The 16,851-nt window shown below is 60.2% G+C and carries 17 protein-coding genes; 13 read left to right on the top strand and 4 right to left on the bottom strand.

The features are described 5' to 3' along the window. Positions 1–97: 97 nt before the first annotated feature. From ASD46_RS07010 to ASD46_RS07000, 3 genes are all read left to right on the top strand, one after another. Positions 98–1,096 carry an ABC transporter substrate-binding protein gene (locus tag ASD46_RS07010; protein ID WP_004431723.1) on the top strand — a complete coding sequence of 333 codons (999 nt, stop codon included), beginning with the start codon at positions 98–100 and terminating at the stop codon, positions 1,094–1,096. 122 nt (positions 1,097–1,218) lie between these two features. Continuing rightward, complete coding sequence (locus ASD46_RS07005; RefSeq protein ID WP_004431720.1) at positions 1,219–2,106, top strand: ABC transporter permease; 888 nt, start codon at positions 1,219–1,221, stop codon at positions 2,104–2,106. Beyond that, positions 2,099–3,154: a quaternary amine ABC transporter ATP-binding protein gene (locus ASD46_RS07000; protein WP_060641906.1), complete on the top strand. Its 1,056-nt coding sequence runs from the start codon at positions 2,099–2,101 to the stop codon at positions 3,152–3,154. The genes ASD46_RS07005 and ASD46_RS07000 overlap by 8 nt, the downstream gene beginning before the upstream one ends. On the opposite strand, the gene ASD46_RS06995 is transcribed toward ASD46_RS07000, so the two are convergent. Then, positions 3,151–4,380 (bottom strand): TIGR03862 family flavoprotein, encoded by a 1,230-nt coding sequence (locus tag ASD46_RS06995; protein WP_060641905.1) that lies wholly within the window; start codon positions 4,378–4,380, stop codon positions 3,151–3,153. The two genes, ASD46_RS07000 and ASD46_RS06995, sit on opposite strands and share 4 nt — an antisense overlap. Before the next feature lie 66 nt (positions 4,381–4,446). On the opposite strand from ASD46_RS06995, the gene ASD46_RS06990 reads away from it, so the two are divergent. Genes ASD46_RS06990 through ASD46_RS06980 form a run of 3 tightly spaced genes read left to right on the top strand, consistent with a single transcriptional unit; the run spans position 4,447 to position 6,393 of the window. After that, positions 4,447–5,034 (top strand): IMPACT family protein, encoded by a 588-nt coding sequence (locus ASD46_RS06990; protein ID WP_019566553.1) that lies wholly within the window; start codon positions 4,447–4,449, stop codon positions 5,032–5,034. A gap of 55 nt (positions 5,035–5,089) precedes the next feature. Further along, complete coding sequence (locus tag ASD46_RS06985; RefSeq protein WP_060641904.1) at positions 5,090–5,758, top strand: pseudouridine synthase; 669 nt, start codon at positions 5,090–5,092, stop codon at positions 5,756–5,758. 8 nt (positions 5,759–5,766) lie between these two features. Further along, positions 5,767–6,393 carry a class I SAM-dependent methyltransferase gene (locus ASD46_RS06980; RefSeq protein WP_060641903.1) on the top strand — a complete coding sequence of 209 codons (627 nt, stop codon included), beginning with the start codon at positions 5,767–5,769 and terminating at the stop codon, positions 6,391–6,393. Here ASD46_RS06980 and ASD46_RS06975 read toward each other — a convergent pair whose 3' ends face one another. After that, positions 6,394–6,579, bottom strand: coding sequence for a hypothetical protein (locus ASD46_RS06975; RefSeq protein WP_004431706.1), 186 nt, complete (start codon positions 6,577–6,579; stop codon positions 6,394–6,396). Between the two features lie 188 nt (positions 6,580–6,767). Between ASD46_RS06975 and ASD46_RS06970 the strand changes: the two genes are divergently transcribed. Together ASD46_RS06970 and ASD46_RS06965 are read left to right on the top strand one after the other, a co-directional pair. Beyond that, entirely contained in the window at positions 6,768–7,997 is a 1,230-nt protein-coding gene (locus ASD46_RS06970) for a PQQ-dependent sugar dehydrogenase (RefSeq protein WP_019566556.1), read from the top strand. A gap of 86 nt (positions 7,998–8,083) precedes the next feature. After that, the gene (locus ASD46_RS06965; protein ID WP_060641902.1) at positions 8,084–9,100 is read left to right on the top strand and encodes a DNA topoisomerase IB; all 1,017 of its coding nucleotides are present in this window, start codon (positions 8,084–8,086) and stop codon (positions 9,098–9,100) included. Between the two features lie 3 nt (positions 9,101–9,103). Here ASD46_RS06965 and ASD46_RS06960 read toward each other — a convergent pair whose 3' ends face one another. Continuing rightward, a complete protein-coding gene (locus tag ASD46_RS06960) occupies positions 9,104–9,826 on the bottom strand; it encodes a response regulator transcription factor (RefSeq protein ID WP_004431697.1) in 723 nt (240 codons plus the stop codon). Between the two features lies 1 nt (position 9,827). Further along, the gene (locus tag ASD46_RS06955) at positions 9,828–11,063 is read right to left on the bottom strand and encodes a sensor histidine kinase (protein WP_060641901.1); all 1,236 of its coding nucleotides are present in this window, start codon (positions 11,061–11,063) and stop codon (positions 9,828–9,830) included. Between the two features lie 295 nt (positions 11,064–11,358). Between ASD46_RS06955 and ASD46_RS06950 the strand changes: the two genes are divergently transcribed. From ASD46_RS06950 to ASD46_RS06930, 5 genes are all read left to right on the top strand, one after another. Further along, positions 11,359–12,375: an ABC transporter substrate-binding protein gene (locus ASD46_RS06950; RefSeq protein ID WP_004431691.1), complete on the top strand. Its 1,017-nt coding sequence runs from the start codon at positions 11,359–11,361 to the stop codon at positions 12,373–12,375. A gap of 102 nt (positions 12,376–12,477) precedes the next feature. Further along, entirely contained in the window at positions 12,478–13,941 is a 1,464-nt protein-coding gene (locus ASD46_RS06945) for an ATP-binding cassette domain-containing protein (protein ID WP_013762043.1), read from the top strand. Further along, on the top strand, positions 13,938–14,879 hold the full coding sequence (locus ASD46_RS06940) for an ABC transporter permease (RefSeq protein WP_060641900.1): 942 nt from the start codon (positions 13,938–13,940) through the stop codon (positions 14,877–14,879). Before ASD46_RS06945 ends, ASD46_RS06940 begins: the two co-directional genes overlap by 4 nt. Continuing rightward, on the top strand, positions 14,876–15,823 hold the full coding sequence (locus tag ASD46_RS06935; protein WP_013762041.1) for an ABC transporter permease: 948 nt from the start codon (positions 14,876–14,878) through the stop codon (positions 15,821–15,823). The genes ASD46_RS06940 and ASD46_RS06935 overlap by 4 nt, the downstream gene beginning before the upstream one ends. A gap of 35 nt (positions 15,824–15,858) precedes the next feature. Then, positions 15,859–16,779, top strand: coding sequence for an SMP-30/gluconolactonase/LRE family protein (locus tag ASD46_RS06930; RefSeq protein ID WP_060641899.1), 921 nt, complete (start codon positions 15,859–15,861; stop codon positions 16,777–16,779). Positions 16,780–16,851 lie beyond the last annotated feature (72 nt).

Here is a 16,851-nt window from a genome sequence, read left to right as displayed (position 1 = left end):
CGGCAACAAAGTAATTATTAACGCTCAATGCGGGTGCTGGCGGTCGCGGTGCCGTCAGCGCCCGGGTCTTCGCACACCGCGACCAGAGGGAACAAAAATGAAAATACTTTTGGGTGCCACAATTCTTTCCGCCGGCTTCGCCCTTACAGGCGGTGCAGCCTTTGCTGCGGACTGTGGAAACGTCACGATCGCCAGCATGAACTGGCAATCCGCTGAAGTCGCCGCCAATCTCGACAAGATCATTCTGGAAAAGGGTTACGGTTGCAGCGCTGAAATCGTCACAGGCGACACCGTACCGACATTGACCTCCATGGCCGAAAAGGGCCAGCCTGATATCGCGCCGGAGGCCTGGGTCAGCCTGCAGCCGGAAATCGTCAAACAGGGACTTGAGGGCGGCAAGGTCGTGGCGGCCGCCAAGATTCTGTCGGACGGCGCTGTGCAGGGATGGTGGATCCCGAAATATGTCGCCGATGCCAACCCCGATCTCAAGACCATTCCTGATCTCTTCAAACATCCCGAGCTCTTCCCCTCGCCTGAAGACAAGGCAAAGGGCGCCGTCTTCAACGGCCCGCAGGGCTGGGGCGGCACCGTCGTCACCGCCCAGCTTTTCAAGGCTTTTGGTGGTGAAAAGGCCGGCTTCACCCTGGTGGACACCGGTTCCGCCGCAGGTCTCGACGGCTCGGTCGCCAAGGCTTACGAAGCGAAACAGCCGTGGGTAGGCTATTACTGGGCTCCGACCTCGCTGCTCGGCAAATATGAGATGGTGAAGCTCGGCTTCGGCACGGAATATGACTCTGCCGAATGGAAGCGCTGCACCTCGGTTGCCGATTGCGCGGACCCGAAGCCCAATGCATGGCAGGTTGACGACGTGCAGACGCTGGTCAGCAAGACCTTTGCCGACCGCGCCGGCCCGGCCATGGACTATCTGAACAAACGCGCCTGGACCAACGACACCGTCAACAAGCTGATCGCCTGGATGACCGACAATCAGGCAACCGGCGAAGATGGCGCGAAACACTTCCTGAAGGAAAACGAGGCTCTGTGGACGGGCTGGGTTTCCCCCGACGTCGCGCAAAAGGTCAAGGCTGCCCTCTAAAAGGGTGGCACGACATATGTGGTCGACAGCTTGGCCCGCCAATGGCGGCGCCCGGCCGTTTTTAAGTTCCGGAGCGCGGCGGATATTGCCCGCCGGCCCCGGTTCGTCGTGGAGAACAGGATATGGATTGGCTTTTCAAATTTCCGACCATGAATGACGATGCCCTGCGTGCGCTGAAGAAAGTGATCGACGAGGGGTTTCGGGGTTTCACCAGAGCCTATGGCGGCACGATAGAGGGGCTGTTCACACCGCTCCAAAGCTTCCTCATCTGGGCGGAAAGGCTTTTGATCGGCACCCCCTGGCCGGTCGTTATTCTTATTGTCGGCGTACTCGCCTGGTTTGCCAGCCGCAGCGCCACCATTGTTGGACTATGTTGCGGTATTCTCTTTGCCATCGGCTGGTTCGGCATGTGGGAAGACACGATGAAGACGATCTCGATGATCTTCGTCTGCGCCGTGCTCTCGATCGTGATCGGTTTGCCGATTGGCATCGCCATGGCGCGGTCCAACCGCCTGCAGAGTATCGTGAACCCCGTTCTCGACGTCATGCAGACGATGCCGAGTTTCGTCTATCTCATTCCCGTCGTCATGCTGCTCGGCATCGGCCGGGTCCCGGGCGTCATCGCCGTGGTGATCTACGCCATTCCTCCGATGATCCGGCTTACCAATCTCGGCATCCGCATGGTTGACCGGGACGTGCTGGAAGCGGCAGACGCTTACGGTTCCTCGAAGCGCCAGAAGCTTTTCAAGGTGCAGCTACCGCTTGCACTCCCCACCATCATGGCAGGCATCAACCAGACAATCATGATGGCGCTCGCCATGGTCGTCATCGCCTCCATGATAGGTGTTCAGGGCCTTGGCCAGCCAGTTCTGAAGGCCATCGCCAACCAGTATTTCACGCTCGGTGTGTTCAACGGCCTGGCAATCGTCGGCATCGCCATCATCTTCGACCGCATCAGCCAGGCCTACGGCCTTCGCCTGCAAAAACACCGGGAAGTGGCGCATGGCTAGTCAATCGATCGAAATCCGCAGCCTTTACAAGATTTTCGGCTCCAAGGCGGAGAATTACATCGACGCCGTGAAGGGCGGCATGTCCAAGGCGGAACTGAACGCCAAGCACGGCCATGTGCTCGGCCTCAGCGACATCAACATCACCATGCCGGGCGGGCAGATCACCGTGATCATGGGCCTTTCCGGCTCGGGAAAATCGACGCTGATCCGTCACGTCAACCGCCTGATCGACCCCACAGCGGGAGAAATCCTTTATGGCGGAACAGATGTCTGTCGCCTCAACGAAGCGGAACTTCTGGAATTCCGCCGCCACAAGACGGCGATGGTATTCCAGAAATTCGGCCTGCTGCCGCACCGCAACGTGCTGCAAAACGTCGTCTATGGCCTTGAGGTGCAGGGCGTCGACAAGGGCGAGCGGGAAGAAAAAGCCGACGTCTGGATCAAGCGGGTGGGGCTGGAAGGCTTTTCGAGCCATTATCCGAACCAGCTTTCAGGCGGCATGCAGCAGCGCGTGGGTCTCGCCCGGGCGCTGACCAACAACGCCGAAATCCTGCTGATGGACGAGGCCTATTCGGCACTTGATCCACTCATCCGCGTCGACATGCAGACAGTGCTGCTGGAATTGCAGAAAGAGCTGAAGAAGACCGTCGTCTTCATCACCCACGATCTGGATGAGGCCCTTCGGCTGGGAGACAAGATCGCCATTTTGCGCGACGGCGAGATCATCCAGCAGGGTACGGCCGCCGAAATTGTCATGAGTCCGGCAGACAGCTATATCGAAGCCTTCGTGGAAGAGGTCAACCGTGGCCGGGTCATTCGTCTCAGCGCCATCGTCCAGCCGGAGTTTTCCGGCCAGTCGCGTCTTCAGCTCGATGCGGACATGACCGTCGAGGAAGGCTTGCGCGCGCTCGTCAGGGAGGATGTCGGCAGTGCCGTCATCATCGGCGAAAACGGCAAGTCACTCGGCTCCGTCACCACGGATGCCATCATGCGCTGCCTCGTCAGGACTACGCCAAGCGCGGAAAAAAAACTGGCCGAGGCCGGTTAGGCCAAGCCGTCGAGCCATTTGGTCATGCCCCTGGCGGCGGCCTTGCCAGTGGCAAAACAGGCGGTCAGCAGATAACCGCCGGTCGGCGCCTCCCAGTCCAGCATTTCCCCGGCAGCAAAAATGCCGGGGAGTTTTTTCAGCATGTAGTTCTCATTGATACCTTGCCAGTCAACGCCCCCAGCCGATGAAATCGCCTCGGCAATCGGTCTCGTCCGTGCAAGCGGTATCTCCGCATGTTTGATTCTTGCGGCGACCAGATCATCCGGCATCGCCGAGATATCGTGAAAGATTTCCCGCAGAAGTCCGACCTTGACGGCGGAGAGGCCCACGGCCTTCCGCAACCGGTTTGCAAAACTCTCCTTGCGGCCAAGCTTTGCCAGATCCCGGCCAAGGCGCTCCACGGTACGTCCCGGCGCCAGATCGACAGCGAGTGTCGCCTTCCCCGTGTGTTCCAGCTGGTCGCGAAGTGCGGCGGAATGGGCATAGATGACGCTGCCCTCGATGCCGTGCTGCGTCACCACGAACTCGCCCTGAAACGCCCCGGCCGGGGAAATGGTGGTGACGGATTTCAACGCCTCACCGGCAAAACGCTGCCGGAAGACATCGCTCCAATCGACATCAAAGCCACAATTGGCGGGGCGGAAAGGATTAAGCTCCACGCCTTCAGCCGCGAGTGCAGGCACCCATGCGGCATCGGAACCCAGACGTGGCCAGCTTGCACCGCCGAGCGCCAGAAGAACGGCGTCGGCCTTCATGAAGACATCCCCCTCCGGTGTCGCGAAAACCAGCCCGTCTGCGGAAAAACCCATCCAGCGATGACGCGTCTTGATGATAACGCCGTGCGCCTCCAGCTGGGCAAGCCATGCCCGCAACAGCGGCGAGGCCTTCATGACCGTCGGAAACACCCGGCCCGACGTGCCGACGAAGGTCTCCTGCCCCAGACCTTGCGCCCAGTGACGCAGCGCGCCGGGCGTGAAATCATCGAGGGCGGCGCGCAGCTTTTGCTCCGCGTCGCCAAAACGGTGGAGGAAAATGTCGTAGTCTTCGGCATGGGTGATGTTGAGACCGGATTTTCCGGCCATCAGCAATTTGCGCGCGACGGTCGGCATGGCCTCGAACACCGTTACGGCATGGCCAGCCGCAGACAGCACTTCGGCCGCCATCAGGCCCGCTGGCCCGCCGCCGACAATCGCGACCTGCCTTGCCTTCTTCAAAACCCGCTCCATCGCATCTTCGCCATTGTGGCCTTATACCGATTTCCGCGCGCGAATATATGCGATATTGAAGCGCGCATGTTCACGCTCGACCGACCCGTCACCTTTTCGCAGGATATCAAGAAAAGCCGCTTCATTGCCTTTGCAGCACCTGTCACTGGCGAGGAGGATGCGAAAAGCTTCCTTGCGGCGCATTCTGACTTCGACGCAAACCACAATTGCTGGGCATGGCGAACCGGCCAGACCTATCGTTTCAGTGACGACGGCGAGCCTTCCGGCACGGCGGGAAAGCCAATCCTTCAGGCTATCGACGGTCAGGCCCTGGACAATGTCGCGGTCCTCGTCATCCGCTGGTTCGGCGGCATTCTGCTCGGCAGCGGCGGCCTCATGCGCGCCTATGGCGGCACGGCGGCGGCCTGCCTTCGGCTTGGCGAGACGTCACCGGTCATCGCCTATGTCAGCGCGACCTTGAGCTGCCCGTTCTCCGATCTGGCCCTGGTAAAATCGCGCCTCGCCGCCACGCAAAACCTGCGAGTGGAAAAGGAGGACTTCACCGGCACCGGCGCGGATATGCAGCTTTCGGTTCCCGTAGAGGAAGCCGAGCGTCTGACACGGCTCATCAGCGATCTGACCAGTGGCCGCGTCAATCTTCATATTCCGGACTAATCATATTGCGCGGTGGGCATCTGGCCCCATGCCCGATTTGTGCTAAGGAAGCGCAATGTCATCTGAGCTTTCCAACCCCGTCTATAATCCGCCGCTCGAACCGTGGCTCACTATCGTGCACCGGGATGACGATCTACTGGTGCTGGACAAGCCGAGCGGACTTCTTTCGGTGCCGGGACGCGATCCCGCGCTCTCCGACAGTCTTTTGACGCGCGTGCAGAAACAGTTTCCAAAAGCACTGATGATCAACCGGCTGGACAAGGATACATCAGGCATCGTGTTGATGTCCCTGAACCGCAAGGCGCACGCGACCGTCGCCGCCCAGTTCGAGAACCGCCAGACCCGCAAATCCTATGTTGCCGTCGTCTGGGGTGAAGTCGAGGGTGAAGAGGGCAAGGTGGACCTGCCACTTGCGATCGACCCCGAGAACAAGCCCCGCCACCGGGTGGACCACGACCATGGCAAGCCGGCGCAAAGCCTTTGGCGCGTGCTGGAAAGATTGCCGCTTCCCGCCACGAGGCTCGCACTTGCTCCTCTCACCGGCCGCACCCATCAATTGCGGGTGCATATGAAGGCTCTCGGCCACCCTATCCTTGGCGATGAATTTTACGCAGAAGGTGAAGCGCTTGCCGCCGCGCCGCGTCTTATGCTGCATGCCGAGGCGGTGGGCTTTCGCCACCCGGATGGCCGCGACGTCAACTATACCGTGCCCTGCCCCTTCTGAGGCCTGCGATGAAAGAACAAGACGAAAGCTTCGTGGTGGATTTTGTTGGCGGTGCGGTCGGTCACCGTTTCCGCTCCGGCGAGGGGCGCGGACAGGCCCTGCCGAAAGCTGCGGGCTTCACTAAAGGCCGCACGCCAAAAATCGTCGATGCAACGGCAGGGCTCGGGCGGGATGCCTTTCTGCTCGCATCTCTCGGCGCGGACGTCACACTGATAGAGCGTTCACCCGGTATGCACGCCCACCTTGCTGACGGCATTCGCCGCGCATTGGAGGCGGGTGGAGCCTATGCCGAGGCTGCCTCCCGCATGACACTGCTGCAGGGCGATTCCCGGCTTCTGCTGCAAGAACTTTCACCGGAGGTGGTGATCGTCGATCCCATGCATCCGCCGCGCCACAACTCGGCGCTGGTGAAAAAGGAAATGCGGGTGCTGCGGGAACTGGTGGGATCCGATCCCGATCAGGTAGAGCTGATGGAGGCTGCCCTTGAACATGCGACGAAGCGGGTAGTTCTAAAATGGCCTCTGCGCGCCGAACCTATGCCCGGCATTCGCAAGCCTTCGCACCAGATAGTGGGAAAGAACACCCGATATGATGTCTTCATGATTTTCGGAAAATCGATTGATCCGGAGGAATGATCAGCGGAAGTTCGGCTTGCGCTGAGCGTTCATCAAAAGCTCGTGCCGGGATGCGAATTCACCGAACAGCCTTCTCAACCGTGTCTCCTCGGCCTTGTCCAGCCTGTAACGGCGGCAAAACTCCGCAACATTGAGAATTGGCTTGGCTCTGTTCCCGTCTATGTTCTTATTGTCGATGATCTGCATGGCGGCGCCCTCCGTGTAACCAGGGTGAAAACGTAGGCGTGGGCTTGCGGTTCCCTGTAAGTTCACATGGATGAAAAAAGAGGATTCCGCCCGTACACGGCCTCATCAAGTTTTCTTGAAACTATCGCAAGAAACGAATTCCTCCCCAAATGGTTCTCTGCCTGATGCAGACAAAGGAAGGGAGACCCATGTTCCGCAACAACCGATTTCTGAGTTCGACGATGCTATTCGCGCTGCTGGCCGTACCACTTGCCGGCGCCGCCCACGCACAGACCGCCCCGGCAGTCGAGACGAAACGGCCCAATGCGCCGGATCAGAAACCGGCTTTCGAGGGTCAGACCCGTGCGCCGCAAGCCGCCACTCAGCCGGATGTCGAAAAAACCGTCATTGCCGAGGGCCTACCGCATATCTGGTCGATGGAATTCCTGCCCGATGGCCGCATGATCGTGGCGGCCAAGGAAGGCGCAATGCACATCGTCGCAGACGGGAAAGCTGGCCCAGCGATCGAAGGCGTGCCGGAGGTGGCGTCCGACGGACAGGGCGGTCTGCTCGACATCGCGCTGGCTCCCGATTTCGAAACCTCCCGTAAAATCTTCTTCTCTTTTTCCGAGCCACGGGATGGCGGCAACGGCACCTCCGTCGCATCGGCCAAGTTGACCGAAGAGGGTGGAGCAGCAAAACTGGAAGACGTCTCGGTGATCTTCCGCCAGATGCCGACCTATGATGGCGATAAGCATTTCGGCTCCCGCCTGGTCTTCGGCCAGAACAACGAGCTCTACGTCACCGTCGGTGAACGTTCAGACGCAACGCCGCGTGTGCAGGCGCAGGACCTGTCGAGCGGGCTTGGCAAGGTCTTCCGCATTGATGCCGAAGGCAAGGCCTTCGAGGGCAACCCCTTCGCCGGCCAGCAGAACGCCCTCCCCGAGATATGGAGCTATGGCCACCGTAACCTCCAGTCGGCAGCACTGGATGGACAGGGCAGGCTCTGGACAGTGGAACATGGCCCGAAAGGCGGCGATGAGATGAACCTGCCGAAGGCGGGCCTCAATTATGGCTGGCCGGTCATCACCTATGGTGTCGAATATAGCGGTCGGTCCGTTGGCGAAGGTGCCACCGCCAAGGAAGGCATGGAACAGCCGGTTTATTATTGGGACCCCGTCATCGGCCCGTCCGGCATGGCCTTTTACGACGCCGACCAGATTTCCGAGTGGAAGGGAGCCTTCATCGTAGGCGGTCTGGTGAGCCAGGGCCTCGTCATCCTGCACATTGACGGCGACAAGGTTGCGACGGAAAGCCGATTGCCGCTGGAAGCGCGCATTCGTGATGTGAAAGTGGGTCCGGATGGCGCCGTCTATGCCGTGACCGAAGAGCGCGGTGGCGGCAACTCGCAAATTTTGCGGATCGCCAAGGCCGGCTGAGAAAGTCATGACCGGAACAGCAGGCCGCCGGAACGAAGGTGGCCTGTTTTTCGTTTGCCGCAGCGTGAAACCTGCCGGAAAAAACGATGCCACAACCGCCCACCCGCCTTCTTGCCAAAATCGGACTTGCCTATGTCAACGATCAGGAGCCGGGCATAGCCCGAGAAAGGCGCGGGCGCGGTTTTTGTTACCGGTTGCCGGGCGGCGAACTTCTGTCCGATAACGTGGAGTTGAAGCGCATCAAATCGCTCGGCGTCCCGCCTGCCTACAAAGATGTCTGGATATGCATCGACCCATCAGGGCATTTGCAGGCAACGGGCTTCGATGCGCGCGGGCGAAAGCAATATCGTTACCATCCCGACTGGCACGCATTGCGCGGTGAGACGAAGTTCTTTCAGCTGAAAAGCTTCGGCAAGGCGCTGCCCGCCATCCGGCGACGCGCCATGGCTGACATTGCAAAACAGGATCACGGTCAGGACATGACACTGGCGGCCCTGACGCTGCTTCTCGATGCCGCCTATCTGCGCGTCGGCAACCGTTCTTATCTCGAAACCAACGGCACCTATGGCGCAACCACGTTGCTCAAGCGCCACGTGTCCTTCGGCGAGACAATCGAACTGCGCTTTGCAGCCAAGGGCGGGCAGAAGGTCAAGCGGCAATTGCGCCACCCGCGCCTTCAAAAAATCCTCGAGGAAATCGCCGATCTGCCCGGCAAGGAGCTGTTTGTCTGGCAGGACAGTGAAAACCGGGTTCACTCCGTCGATTCAAGCGATCTCAACGCCTATCTTTCCCGCGTCGGCGGACAAGGCATTTCCGCCAAGACTTTCCGTACCTGGGGCGGAACGCTTGCGGCCTTCTGTCATGCGATGGAACATGTGGCTGCGGGTGAAAAACCCAGCATCAAGGGTATGTGTCAGGCAGCGGCGACGGAACTGTCCAACACACCCGCCATTTGCCGCAAGAGCTACGTACATCCCGCCGTTCTCGATATAGCGACGGAGGAGAAGGCGCAAAAGAAGCTTGGCCGTATTCTGAAGGTAGGCGCAAAGCCGGTCTCGGGCCTCAGGGCCGATGAAAGACGTCTCCTTGCCTTCCTGCCGTGATAATCAGCGGCCAGTCGCCCATTCGCCCAATTCCCGCTCGGCCCTTTCGAGCGCGCTGTAATTCAACAGCTTGCGCAGGAAAGCGACGGTGACGGCGCGGGTTCGAAGATTATAACGGCCTTCCGCCTCGTCATCACCGGCCGCCTGATGGACGTTCAGCTTTTCGTAGAGGCTTTGCAGCCGGTTCTGCACGCTGCGCAACGAAAGGTTACGGCGGCGAGCAATCGCCTTGTCCGTCAGGCCCAGCGCAACATCAACAAGGATTTCATATTCGGAATCGGTGAAGCCATGCGCCTTGCCAAGGCTTTTTTCCTGTAGGCCGCGCACTTCCCGATCGATCACGCATTGCGCCTCGATGAAGATGCTGCGCAACGCCAGCCTCAACCGGTCGTCAGATGCTGATTTCAGCACGTAGCCATAGGCAGCACCTTCGGGCACGATGCGGGAAACGCCGCGCACATAGGCCTCGTCGGAATAGTTGGACCAGAACAGGATGCGGGTGTCCGGCCGCTCCTTCCAGATGGTGCGCGCCGCCTCTATGCCGTTGCGCTCGTTCATCTGCAAATCCATGACGATATGGGCGGCGCGGTTTTCCCGCGCCAGCTTTTCGCCGGTTCTGCCGTTGGCCGCCTCCAGCACCTTGTCACATTCCGGCAGGGCGGCTCTCACCGCCTCGTTCAGATAGGCGCGGTGTAGCGCATCGTCCTCAACGATCAGCACATCCATGTCATATTTCCTCCCGCCGGTCGAAAGCGCCTTCCGGCAACGTCACGGTAATGCGGGTTCCAGCGTCTTTGCCATTGCCACCAATATCGAATCTGGCTGAAATCAGCCGTGCCCGCGTTTTCATGTTGCCGATGCCTAGTCCACCAGAAACAGCCCCCTCGCCACGGCCGCTACCGTCATCGCTCACGGTCACCCGTAACCCGCCATCCGTCAACGACAGTGTCACCGCAATCGTTTCCGGCTGCGCGTGACGGATGGCGTTGTTGACCGCCTCCTGCACGATGCGGAACAGCGAGATGGCAACGGTCTTGTCGAGTGTCTCAACAAGACCGTCCGTCTCGTCTGTAACCGACCAGTCGATAGAAGAGCCGCTGTCGCGCACGGAGCGATCCACATAGGTCTCGATGGCCTGCACGACGCCGAACAATTGCAGGATGGAGGGTTTCGCCTCCTCAATGATCTCGCGCAGATCCTGCATGCAGTGCTGCAGGCTGCGCACCACCGGTTCCAGCATCTCGCCAGACACGTCCGATGCGTGGCTCATCCGCTCGATGCGCCGTGCAAGCCGAGTCAGGTCCGCCAGCGTCTGGTCGTGCAAATCCATGCCGATCCGCTGCCGCTCGGCCTCCAGCGCTTCGGTCAATTGCAGGGCACCCAGCCGCAACCCCTCCTCGCGGGCATTGGCGCGCGCCTCCTCGATCGCAGACCGTTTGGCCTGTTCGGCGGCGCGGATGGCGTAAAAATAGGGCGCCAGCAAATCCGCAACCGCGCGGGCATTGGCGACATCCTCCATCGTATAGGCATCCGACTGGTGCGAGGAGCAACTGAGCGCGCCGATAATGTCGCCATGCACCTTCATCGGCACGTGCAGGCGGCTATGCAGATCAAGCTCGATGATCGGGCTGGAAAATGCACCTTCGAAATGGAAGCGCGGATCGACGCAGGCATCGCCGCTCAAAAGATATTCCACCTCGCCCGAGAGCACGGAACGGATGGGACTGCCGGACAGAAGGGCGGGCGGCTGGCGGCTCCAGGCGCTTGCCAGACCGCTTTCATAGGCGATGTGAAATTTGTCATCCAGCTGCTTGATGCAGACATCCATGTGGACGTGAGGAATGATATGGGTGATTTCGGTGGCGACCGCCTGAATGATGGCGTTGAATTCGAGCTGCCCGGCGAGCAGCCGCGAAATGCCCATGTAGTGATGGAAAAGAGCGCTTTTCGGCGTATCCAGCATGTGCGGACACCCTCCCAAGCGCCTGCCTTGTCAACTTGTGGCGGCGCGACCTGCCCCGTATCGGCTATTCTGCGCCCGGCGGTGGCGTTTCGTCCTGCGGGTTCCCGCATCCTTTCTGCGGAAACCCGCAGGAAGATTGCCGTTATCCGCCTGTACAAGCCAAACCTTCTTGGTCATTCTCGCTTTTACTGGGGAAAGGAGCTCCAGTGCAAAGGAATTCTGCCTGCCGCCTAGGAGATTTGCGGGAAAGCGGGTTCCGAGCTCAAAAAGGGCAAGCCACCAGGGAGGAAAATCAATGGCTTTCAGAAAGATGCTTCTGGCATCGGCCGCTGTCGCATGCGCAGCTTTGCCGATCACCGCTCACGCCGATACCTCGGCTAAAAAAATCGCGCTTTCGAACAATTACGCGGGCAATTCCTGGCGTCAGGCAATGCTGACGAGCTGGGACAAAATCACCAAGCAGGCAGTTGCAGACAAGCAGGTCGCTGCCGCTGACGCCTTCACGACAGCCGAAAATCAGGCGACCGAACAGGCGGCGCAGATCCAGAACCTCATTCTTCAGGGTTACGACGCCATCGTCATCAACGCCGCCTCGCCCACCGCTCTTAACGGTGCCGTGAAGGAAGCCTGCGACGCCGGCATTACCGTCGTCTCGTTCGATGGCATCGTCACCGAGCCTTGCGCCTGGCGTATCGCCGTTGATTTCAAGGCGATGGGCGCAAGCCAGATCGACTATCTCGCCAAGGCGATGCCGAAGGGTGGCAACCTGCTCGAAATCCGCGGCCTCGCGGGCGTTTCGGTGGACGATGAAATCCATGCCGGCATCGTCGACGCCGTCGCCAAGAACCCGCAGTTCAAGATTGTCGGTTCGGTCAATGGCGACTGGGCGCAGGACGTCGCACAGCGCGCTGTCGCCGGCATTCTGCCGAGCCTTCCCGAAGTTGCGGCAGTCGTGACGCAGGGCGGTGACGGTTACGGTGCAGCACAGGCTTTTGCCGCCGCCAAGCGCCCGACACCCACCATCGTCATGGGCAACCGCGAAGACGAGTTGCAATGGTGGAAGCAGCAGAAGGATGCCAGCGGCTACGAGACCATGTCGGTCTCCATCGCCCCCGGCGTTTCCACGCTCGCTTTCTGGGTGGCGCAGCAAATCCTCGACGGCAAGGATGTCAAAAAGGATTTGACCGTACCTTTCCTGCGCATCGATCAGGGCAATCTTGAGGAAAACCTCAAGAACACCCAGAAGGGCGGCGTCGCGAATGTGGAATATTCACAGGAAGACGCCCAGAAGGCCATCGCCTCCGCCAAATAGGCAGGACAATTTCCTGGACACAAGCGATTGCGGCGCTCCCTGAACGGGCGCCGCAACTGCCACCTATATTATCCAAGTTTCAGATCACTGGCGTGAATGCTCATGAATGACATCATCGAGGCGGAAGAAGTCGTTGCCGCGCGCGGCGTGAAGGTCGTGTTCGGCGCGGTAAGAGCGCTTGATGGGGCCGATCTCGTCATCCGTTCGGGCGAATGCCTGGGGCTCGTCGGCCATAACGGTGCGGGAAAATCCACCATCGTCAACGTCATCAATGGCGGGCTGACGCCGCATGAGGGGTCCATTTCCTATCGCGGCGAACAAGGCCGTCAAGGAATCGCGGCAGCACGCGCCAGCGGCGTTCGCTGCGTGTTTCAGGAATTGTCGCTTTGCCCGAACCTGACGATTAGCGAAAACGTCCGCATCATGCATGCCGCGATGAACGGGCGGAACTGGCGCGGACGTGCCCTCACTATGATCCGGCATACGCTGGACGAAATTTTTCCCGGCCACGGTATCGATTGCGAATTGACGATCGCGGAACTCTCCATCGCCGAGCGGCAGATGGTAGAAATCGCCATCAATTTCTGTCGAACCCCGGATGCGCCGAGACTGGTAATCCTCGATGAACCGACTTCCTCGCTCGATGCCGGTCTTGCGGAACAATTGATGGATTATGTTCGCAGTTTCGTGCGCACCGGCGGCTCCGTGCTGCTGATCTCGCATATTCTCGGCGAGATTCTGTCGACAGCAACCCGCATCGTGGTGATGAAGGACGGCCGAGTGGTCGCTGATCGGGCAGCGGGCGAGTTCACGACGCGCACGCTGGTGGAAGCCATGGGCAGCGTCGTCAAGGAACAGGACAGGCAAAAGGGCGAAAACCGCAAGGCGGGAGAGAAGGTGCTTTCGATGCCGGCGCGCCGGGGCGAAGGCCTCGCCTTCGAGGCTTTCCGCGGTGAGATCATCGGCCTTGCCGGTCTCGGCGGCCACGGCCAGACCGAAGCGCTGCTCGATCTCTACCTTGCCCGCAACAGCAGCTGGCTGCCTGCGCGCAAGACCGACATCGCCTTCGTGGCGGGTGATCGCAGTCTGAACGGCACCTTCCCGCTGTGGAGCATCCTCAAAAACCTTTCCATCGCCTCGCTGCGGGATATTTCATCCGCCGGCATGGTGGACAGGGGCAAGGAAACCGAGCTTGGCGCGCAGTGGAAAAAGCGCATCGAAATCCGCACGCCCGACATGGGCAACAAAATCCTTTCGCTCTCCGGCGGCAACCAGCAGAAGGTGCTTTTCGCCCGCGCGCTCGCCACCACGGCCAGCACCGTGCTGATGGACGACCCGATGCGTGGCGTCGATATCGGCACCAAACAGGAGGTCTACGATATCTTGAGAACCGAAGCCTCCCACGGCCGCACCTTCATCTGGTACTCCACCGAGATGGATGAAATCCGCCTTTGCGACCGGGTCTATGTTTTCCGCGACGGCGCCATTCAGGCGGAACTGGTGGGAGAGGACATCACCGAACAGAATGTGCTGGCCGCTTCCTTTTCCGGAGAGGACCACGCATGAAACTCTCCGCCAGTGCCCTTCGTCTCATCATTCCCGCCGCCTCGCTCGCCTTCCTGCTCGCCGCCGTCTTTTACATGCAGCCGCGCGCCATGAGCTATAACGGACTCAACTTGCTGTTCAATCTGGCGGTGCCGATTGCACTTGCCACCATTGCGCAGATGCTGATCATGTCCGTCAACGATCTCGATCTGTCGATGGGTACCTTCGTCAGTTTCTGCGCCTGCGTCACCGCCACCTTCCTGCAAACGACGCCACTGCTCGGTATCGCGATCTTCGCCGGTGCGATTGCGGTTTATGCGATGCTGGGCGCCATCATCCACATCCGCGCCCTGCCCTCAATCGTCGTCACACTTGGCATGAGCTTTGTCTGGGGCGGCCTTGCCGTCCTCATCCTCCCCTCACCCGGCGGCCAGGCGCCAGCCTTCATCCGGGCGCTGATGACGGCAAAACCGCCGCTCGTGCCAATTGCCATCCTTGCCAGCATCGTGATTGCGGTCGTTGCCCACTACATCGTCATGCGCTCCTCCTTCGGCGTGCTGATGCGCGGCGTCGGCGGTAACTTCCGCTCCGTCGAGCGCTCCGGCTGGTCGGTCATCGGCATACGTGCTGCCACCTTCGCGCTGGCCGGTTTCTTCGCGGTGTTGTCGGGCATAGCGCTCGTCGGGCTAACGACATCGGCAGATGCCAATATCGCGCTGCGCTACACGCTGTTGTCGATTGCCGGCGTTATTCTGGGCGGCGGCGAATTCGTCGGCGGTCGGGTCTCGCCCATCGGTGCTGTCATCGGCGCGCTGACGCTCACCCTTGCCGGCTCGTTCCTGTCCTTCATGCGCATTTCGCCGGACTGGCAGATCGGCGCGCAAGGGGCGATCCTCATCATCGTGCTGGCGCTCCGCATCCTGCTCAACCGTCTCGAAAAGCGGGAGAAAAACCAATGAACGGGCTTTCGTCTCTCTCGAAAAAACCATGGATATGGTCGTTCGCCGCAACGGCTGCGGTCTGGATCGTTACCGTCATGTTCACCGGCGGCGCCAGCTCCTTCGGCCTGTCGCACGCAGCCCTGACCTTCGCGGCCTTTTCCGTGATCGTCGGCATCGGCCAGATGTTCGTCATCACGCTCGGGCCGGGTAATATCGACCTCTGCGTTCCCGCCACGATGACGCTATCAGGCACGCTGGCGCTCAAATTCATGGATGTGTCCGATGGTCTCATCCTGCCGGGATTGCTGATCGCCATCCTGATCGGCATCGCCATCGGCATCGGCAACTATACGTTGATCAAGCTTCTTCGCATCCCACCGATCATCGCGACGCTTTCGATGAGCTTCATCGTGCAGTCTATCGCCATCTGGTCCAACCGCGGCCTGCGGATCAAGCCGCCGGAAACACTCGCCACCTTTGCCACGTCGAGCTCTCTCGGCATTCCGAATGTTGCCCTCGTCGCCCTTGTCCTCTCGGTCATCGCCTGGCTGCTGCTCGACCGCACCTTTTACGGACGCTGGATTTCCGCCATCGGCCAGAGCACTTTCGCCGCCCGCATGACCGGCATTCCGGTGGATGGAACACGCTTCGTCACCTATGTGCTCTGCGCGGTACTGGCAGCGATTGCGGGTTATCTGCTCGCCAGCTTCTCCGGCGGCGCAGCACTCAACATGGGATCGGAATATCTGCTGATGTCCATCGCGGTGGTGGTGATCGGCGGCACGGCGGTTGCGGGCGGCGATTCCAACGTACCCGGTATCTGGGGCGCTTCGCTGTTCATGTTCCTGGTGGTCTCGATGCTGAACACCTATGGTTTCGGCGCGGGCATCCGCCTCATCCTCACCGGCCTCATCATCATTTCCGTCATTCTTCTGGCAAGCGGCCCCAAGGCCACACGCTGAACCCCGAACGAAAAGCCCTCAAGCGGACCACGCTCATGACCACAGACAACGCCTCCCCTTACGAAATTCACGATGAACGCTTCCGCCTTCTGATCGTCGGCAATGCGGAACTGGAAGAGCTTTATTCCGGCTGCCGCTGGGCTGAAGGCCCGGTGTGGTTTTCCGATCTGAACTGCCTGCTGTTCAGCGACATTCCCAATGAGCGCATGTTGCGATGGGTGCCGGATGGCGGGATTTCGGTATTCCGCCACCCCTCCAACTTCACCAATGGCAATACGCGCGACCGGCAGGGACGGCTGGTTTCCTGCGAACATGGCGGCCGTCGCGTCACCCGCACCGAAGTCGACGGCTCGATCACCGCTCTTGCCGACAGCTACGGCGGCAAGCGGCTGAACTCGCCTAATGACGTGGTGGTGAAATCCGATGGCAGCGTCTGGTTTACCGACCCCACTTACGGCATTCTTTCCGATTATGAGGGCTACAAGGCGGAACCCGAACAGAAGACGCGCAATGTTTACCGGCTCGACCCCGCAACCGGTGAAATCAAGATCGCCATCGATGACTTCGTGCAGCCGAACGGCCTTGCTTTCTCGCCTGATGAAACCAAGCTCTATGTCGCAGACAGTTCCTACAGCCATGATGTATCCCGCCCACGCCATATCCGCGTTTTCGATGTCGTGGACGGCGTAAAGCTCACAAACGGCCGGGAATTCTGCAATCTCGACAATGGCTTGCCTGATGGATTCCGTCTGGATACAGCGGGCAATCTCTGGACCAGTGCCGGCGACGGCGTCCACTGCTTCTCGCCTGACGGTACGCTTCTTGGCAAGATCAAGGTGCCGCAGACGGTCGCAAACCTCACCTTCGGCGGCCCGAAGAAAAACCGCCTGTTCATCACCGCAACGAAATCGCTCTATTCGGTCTACGTCGCCGCAACCGGCGCGCAGACGCCCTGAGACGCTGAAAAACCAGAGGGCGTGTAGCAGACGGGAACTGGCAAGACGGCTTCGCTGCGCTATAAAAGCGGG

This window comes from Rhizobium sp. Root491 (assembly GCF_001427205.1).
Lineage (GTDB): Bacteria > Pseudomonadota > Alphaproteobacteria > Rhizobiales > Rhizobiaceae > Agrobacterium > Agrobacterium tumefaciens.
Note: the sequence above shows the minus strand (reverse complement) of the source record. Positions and strands in the feature narration are given on the sequence as shown.

What these genes read in the sequence shown, in the direction of transcription:
- ASD46_RS06970 (WP_019566556.1), top strand. Translation starts at nt 6,768, where the DNA reads ATGTTCCGCAACAACCGATTTCTGAGTTCGACGATGCTATTCGCGCTG.
- ASD46_RS06955 (WP_060641901.1), bottom strand. Translation starts at nt 11,063, where the DNA reads ATGCTGGATACGCCGAAAAGCGCTCTTTTCCATCACTACATGGGCATT.
- ASD46_RS06965 (WP_060641902.1), top strand. Translation starts at nt 8,084, where the DNA reads ATGCCACAACCGCCCACCCGCCTTCTTGCCAAAATCGGACTTGCCTAT.
- ASD46_RS07000 (WP_060641906.1), top strand. Translation starts at nt 2,099, where the DNA reads ATGGCTAGTCAATCGATCGAAATCCGCAGCCTTTACAAGATTTTCGGC.
- ASD46_RS06985 (WP_060641904.1), top strand. Translation starts at nt 5,090, where the DNA reads ATGTCATCTGAGCTTTCCAACCCCGTCTATAATCCGCCGCTCGAACCG.
- ASD46_RS06930 (WP_060641899.1), top strand. Translation starts at nt 15,859, where the DNA reads ATGACCACAGACAACGCCTCCCCTTACGAAATTCACGATGAACGCTTC.
- ASD46_RS06935 (WP_013762041.1), top strand. Translation starts at nt 14,876, where the DNA reads ATGAACGGGCTTTCGTCTCTCTCGAAAAAACCATGGATATGGTCGTTC.
- ASD46_RS06945 (WP_013762043.1), top strand. Translation starts at nt 12,478, where the DNA reads ATGAATGACATCATCGAGGCGGAAGAAGTCGTTGCCGCGCGCGGCGTG.
- ASD46_RS06950 (WP_004431691.1), top strand. Translation starts at nt 11,359, where the DNA reads ATGGCTTTCAGAAAGATGCTTCTGGCATCGGCCGCTGTCGCATGCGCA.
- ASD46_RS06940 (WP_060641900.1), top strand. Translation starts at nt 13,938, where the DNA reads ATGAAACTCTCCGCCAGTGCCCTTCGTCTCATCATTCCCGCCGCCTCG.
- ASD46_RS06975 (WP_004431706.1), bottom strand. Translation starts at nt 6,579, where the DNA reads ATGCAGATCATCGACAATAAGAACATAGACGGGAACAGAGCCAAGCCA.
- ASD46_RS06960 (WP_004431697.1), bottom strand. Translation starts at nt 9,826, where the DNA reads ATGGATGTGCTGATCGTTGAGGACGATGCGCTACACCGCGCCTATCTG.
- ASD46_RS06995 (WP_060641905.1), bottom strand. Translation starts at nt 4,380, where the DNA reads ATGGAGCGGGTTTTGAAGAAGGCAAGGCAGGTCGCGATTGTCGGCGGC.
- ASD46_RS06990 (WP_019566553.1), top strand. Translation starts at nt 4,447, where the DNA reads ATGTTCACGCTCGACCGACCCGTCACCTTTTCGCAGGATATCAAGAAA.
- ASD46_RS07005 (WP_004431720.1), top strand. Translation starts at nt 1,219, where the DNA reads ATGGATTGGCTTTTCAAATTTCCGACCATGAATGACGATGCCCTGCGT.
- ASD46_RS06980 (WP_060641903.1), top strand. Translation starts at nt 5,767, where the DNA reads ATGAAAGAACAAGACGAAAGCTTCGTGGTGGATTTTGTTGGCGGTGCG.
- ASD46_RS07010 (WP_004431723.1), top strand. Translation starts at nt 98, where the DNA reads ATGAAAATACTTTTGGGTGCCACAATTCTTTCCGCCGGCTTCGCCCTT.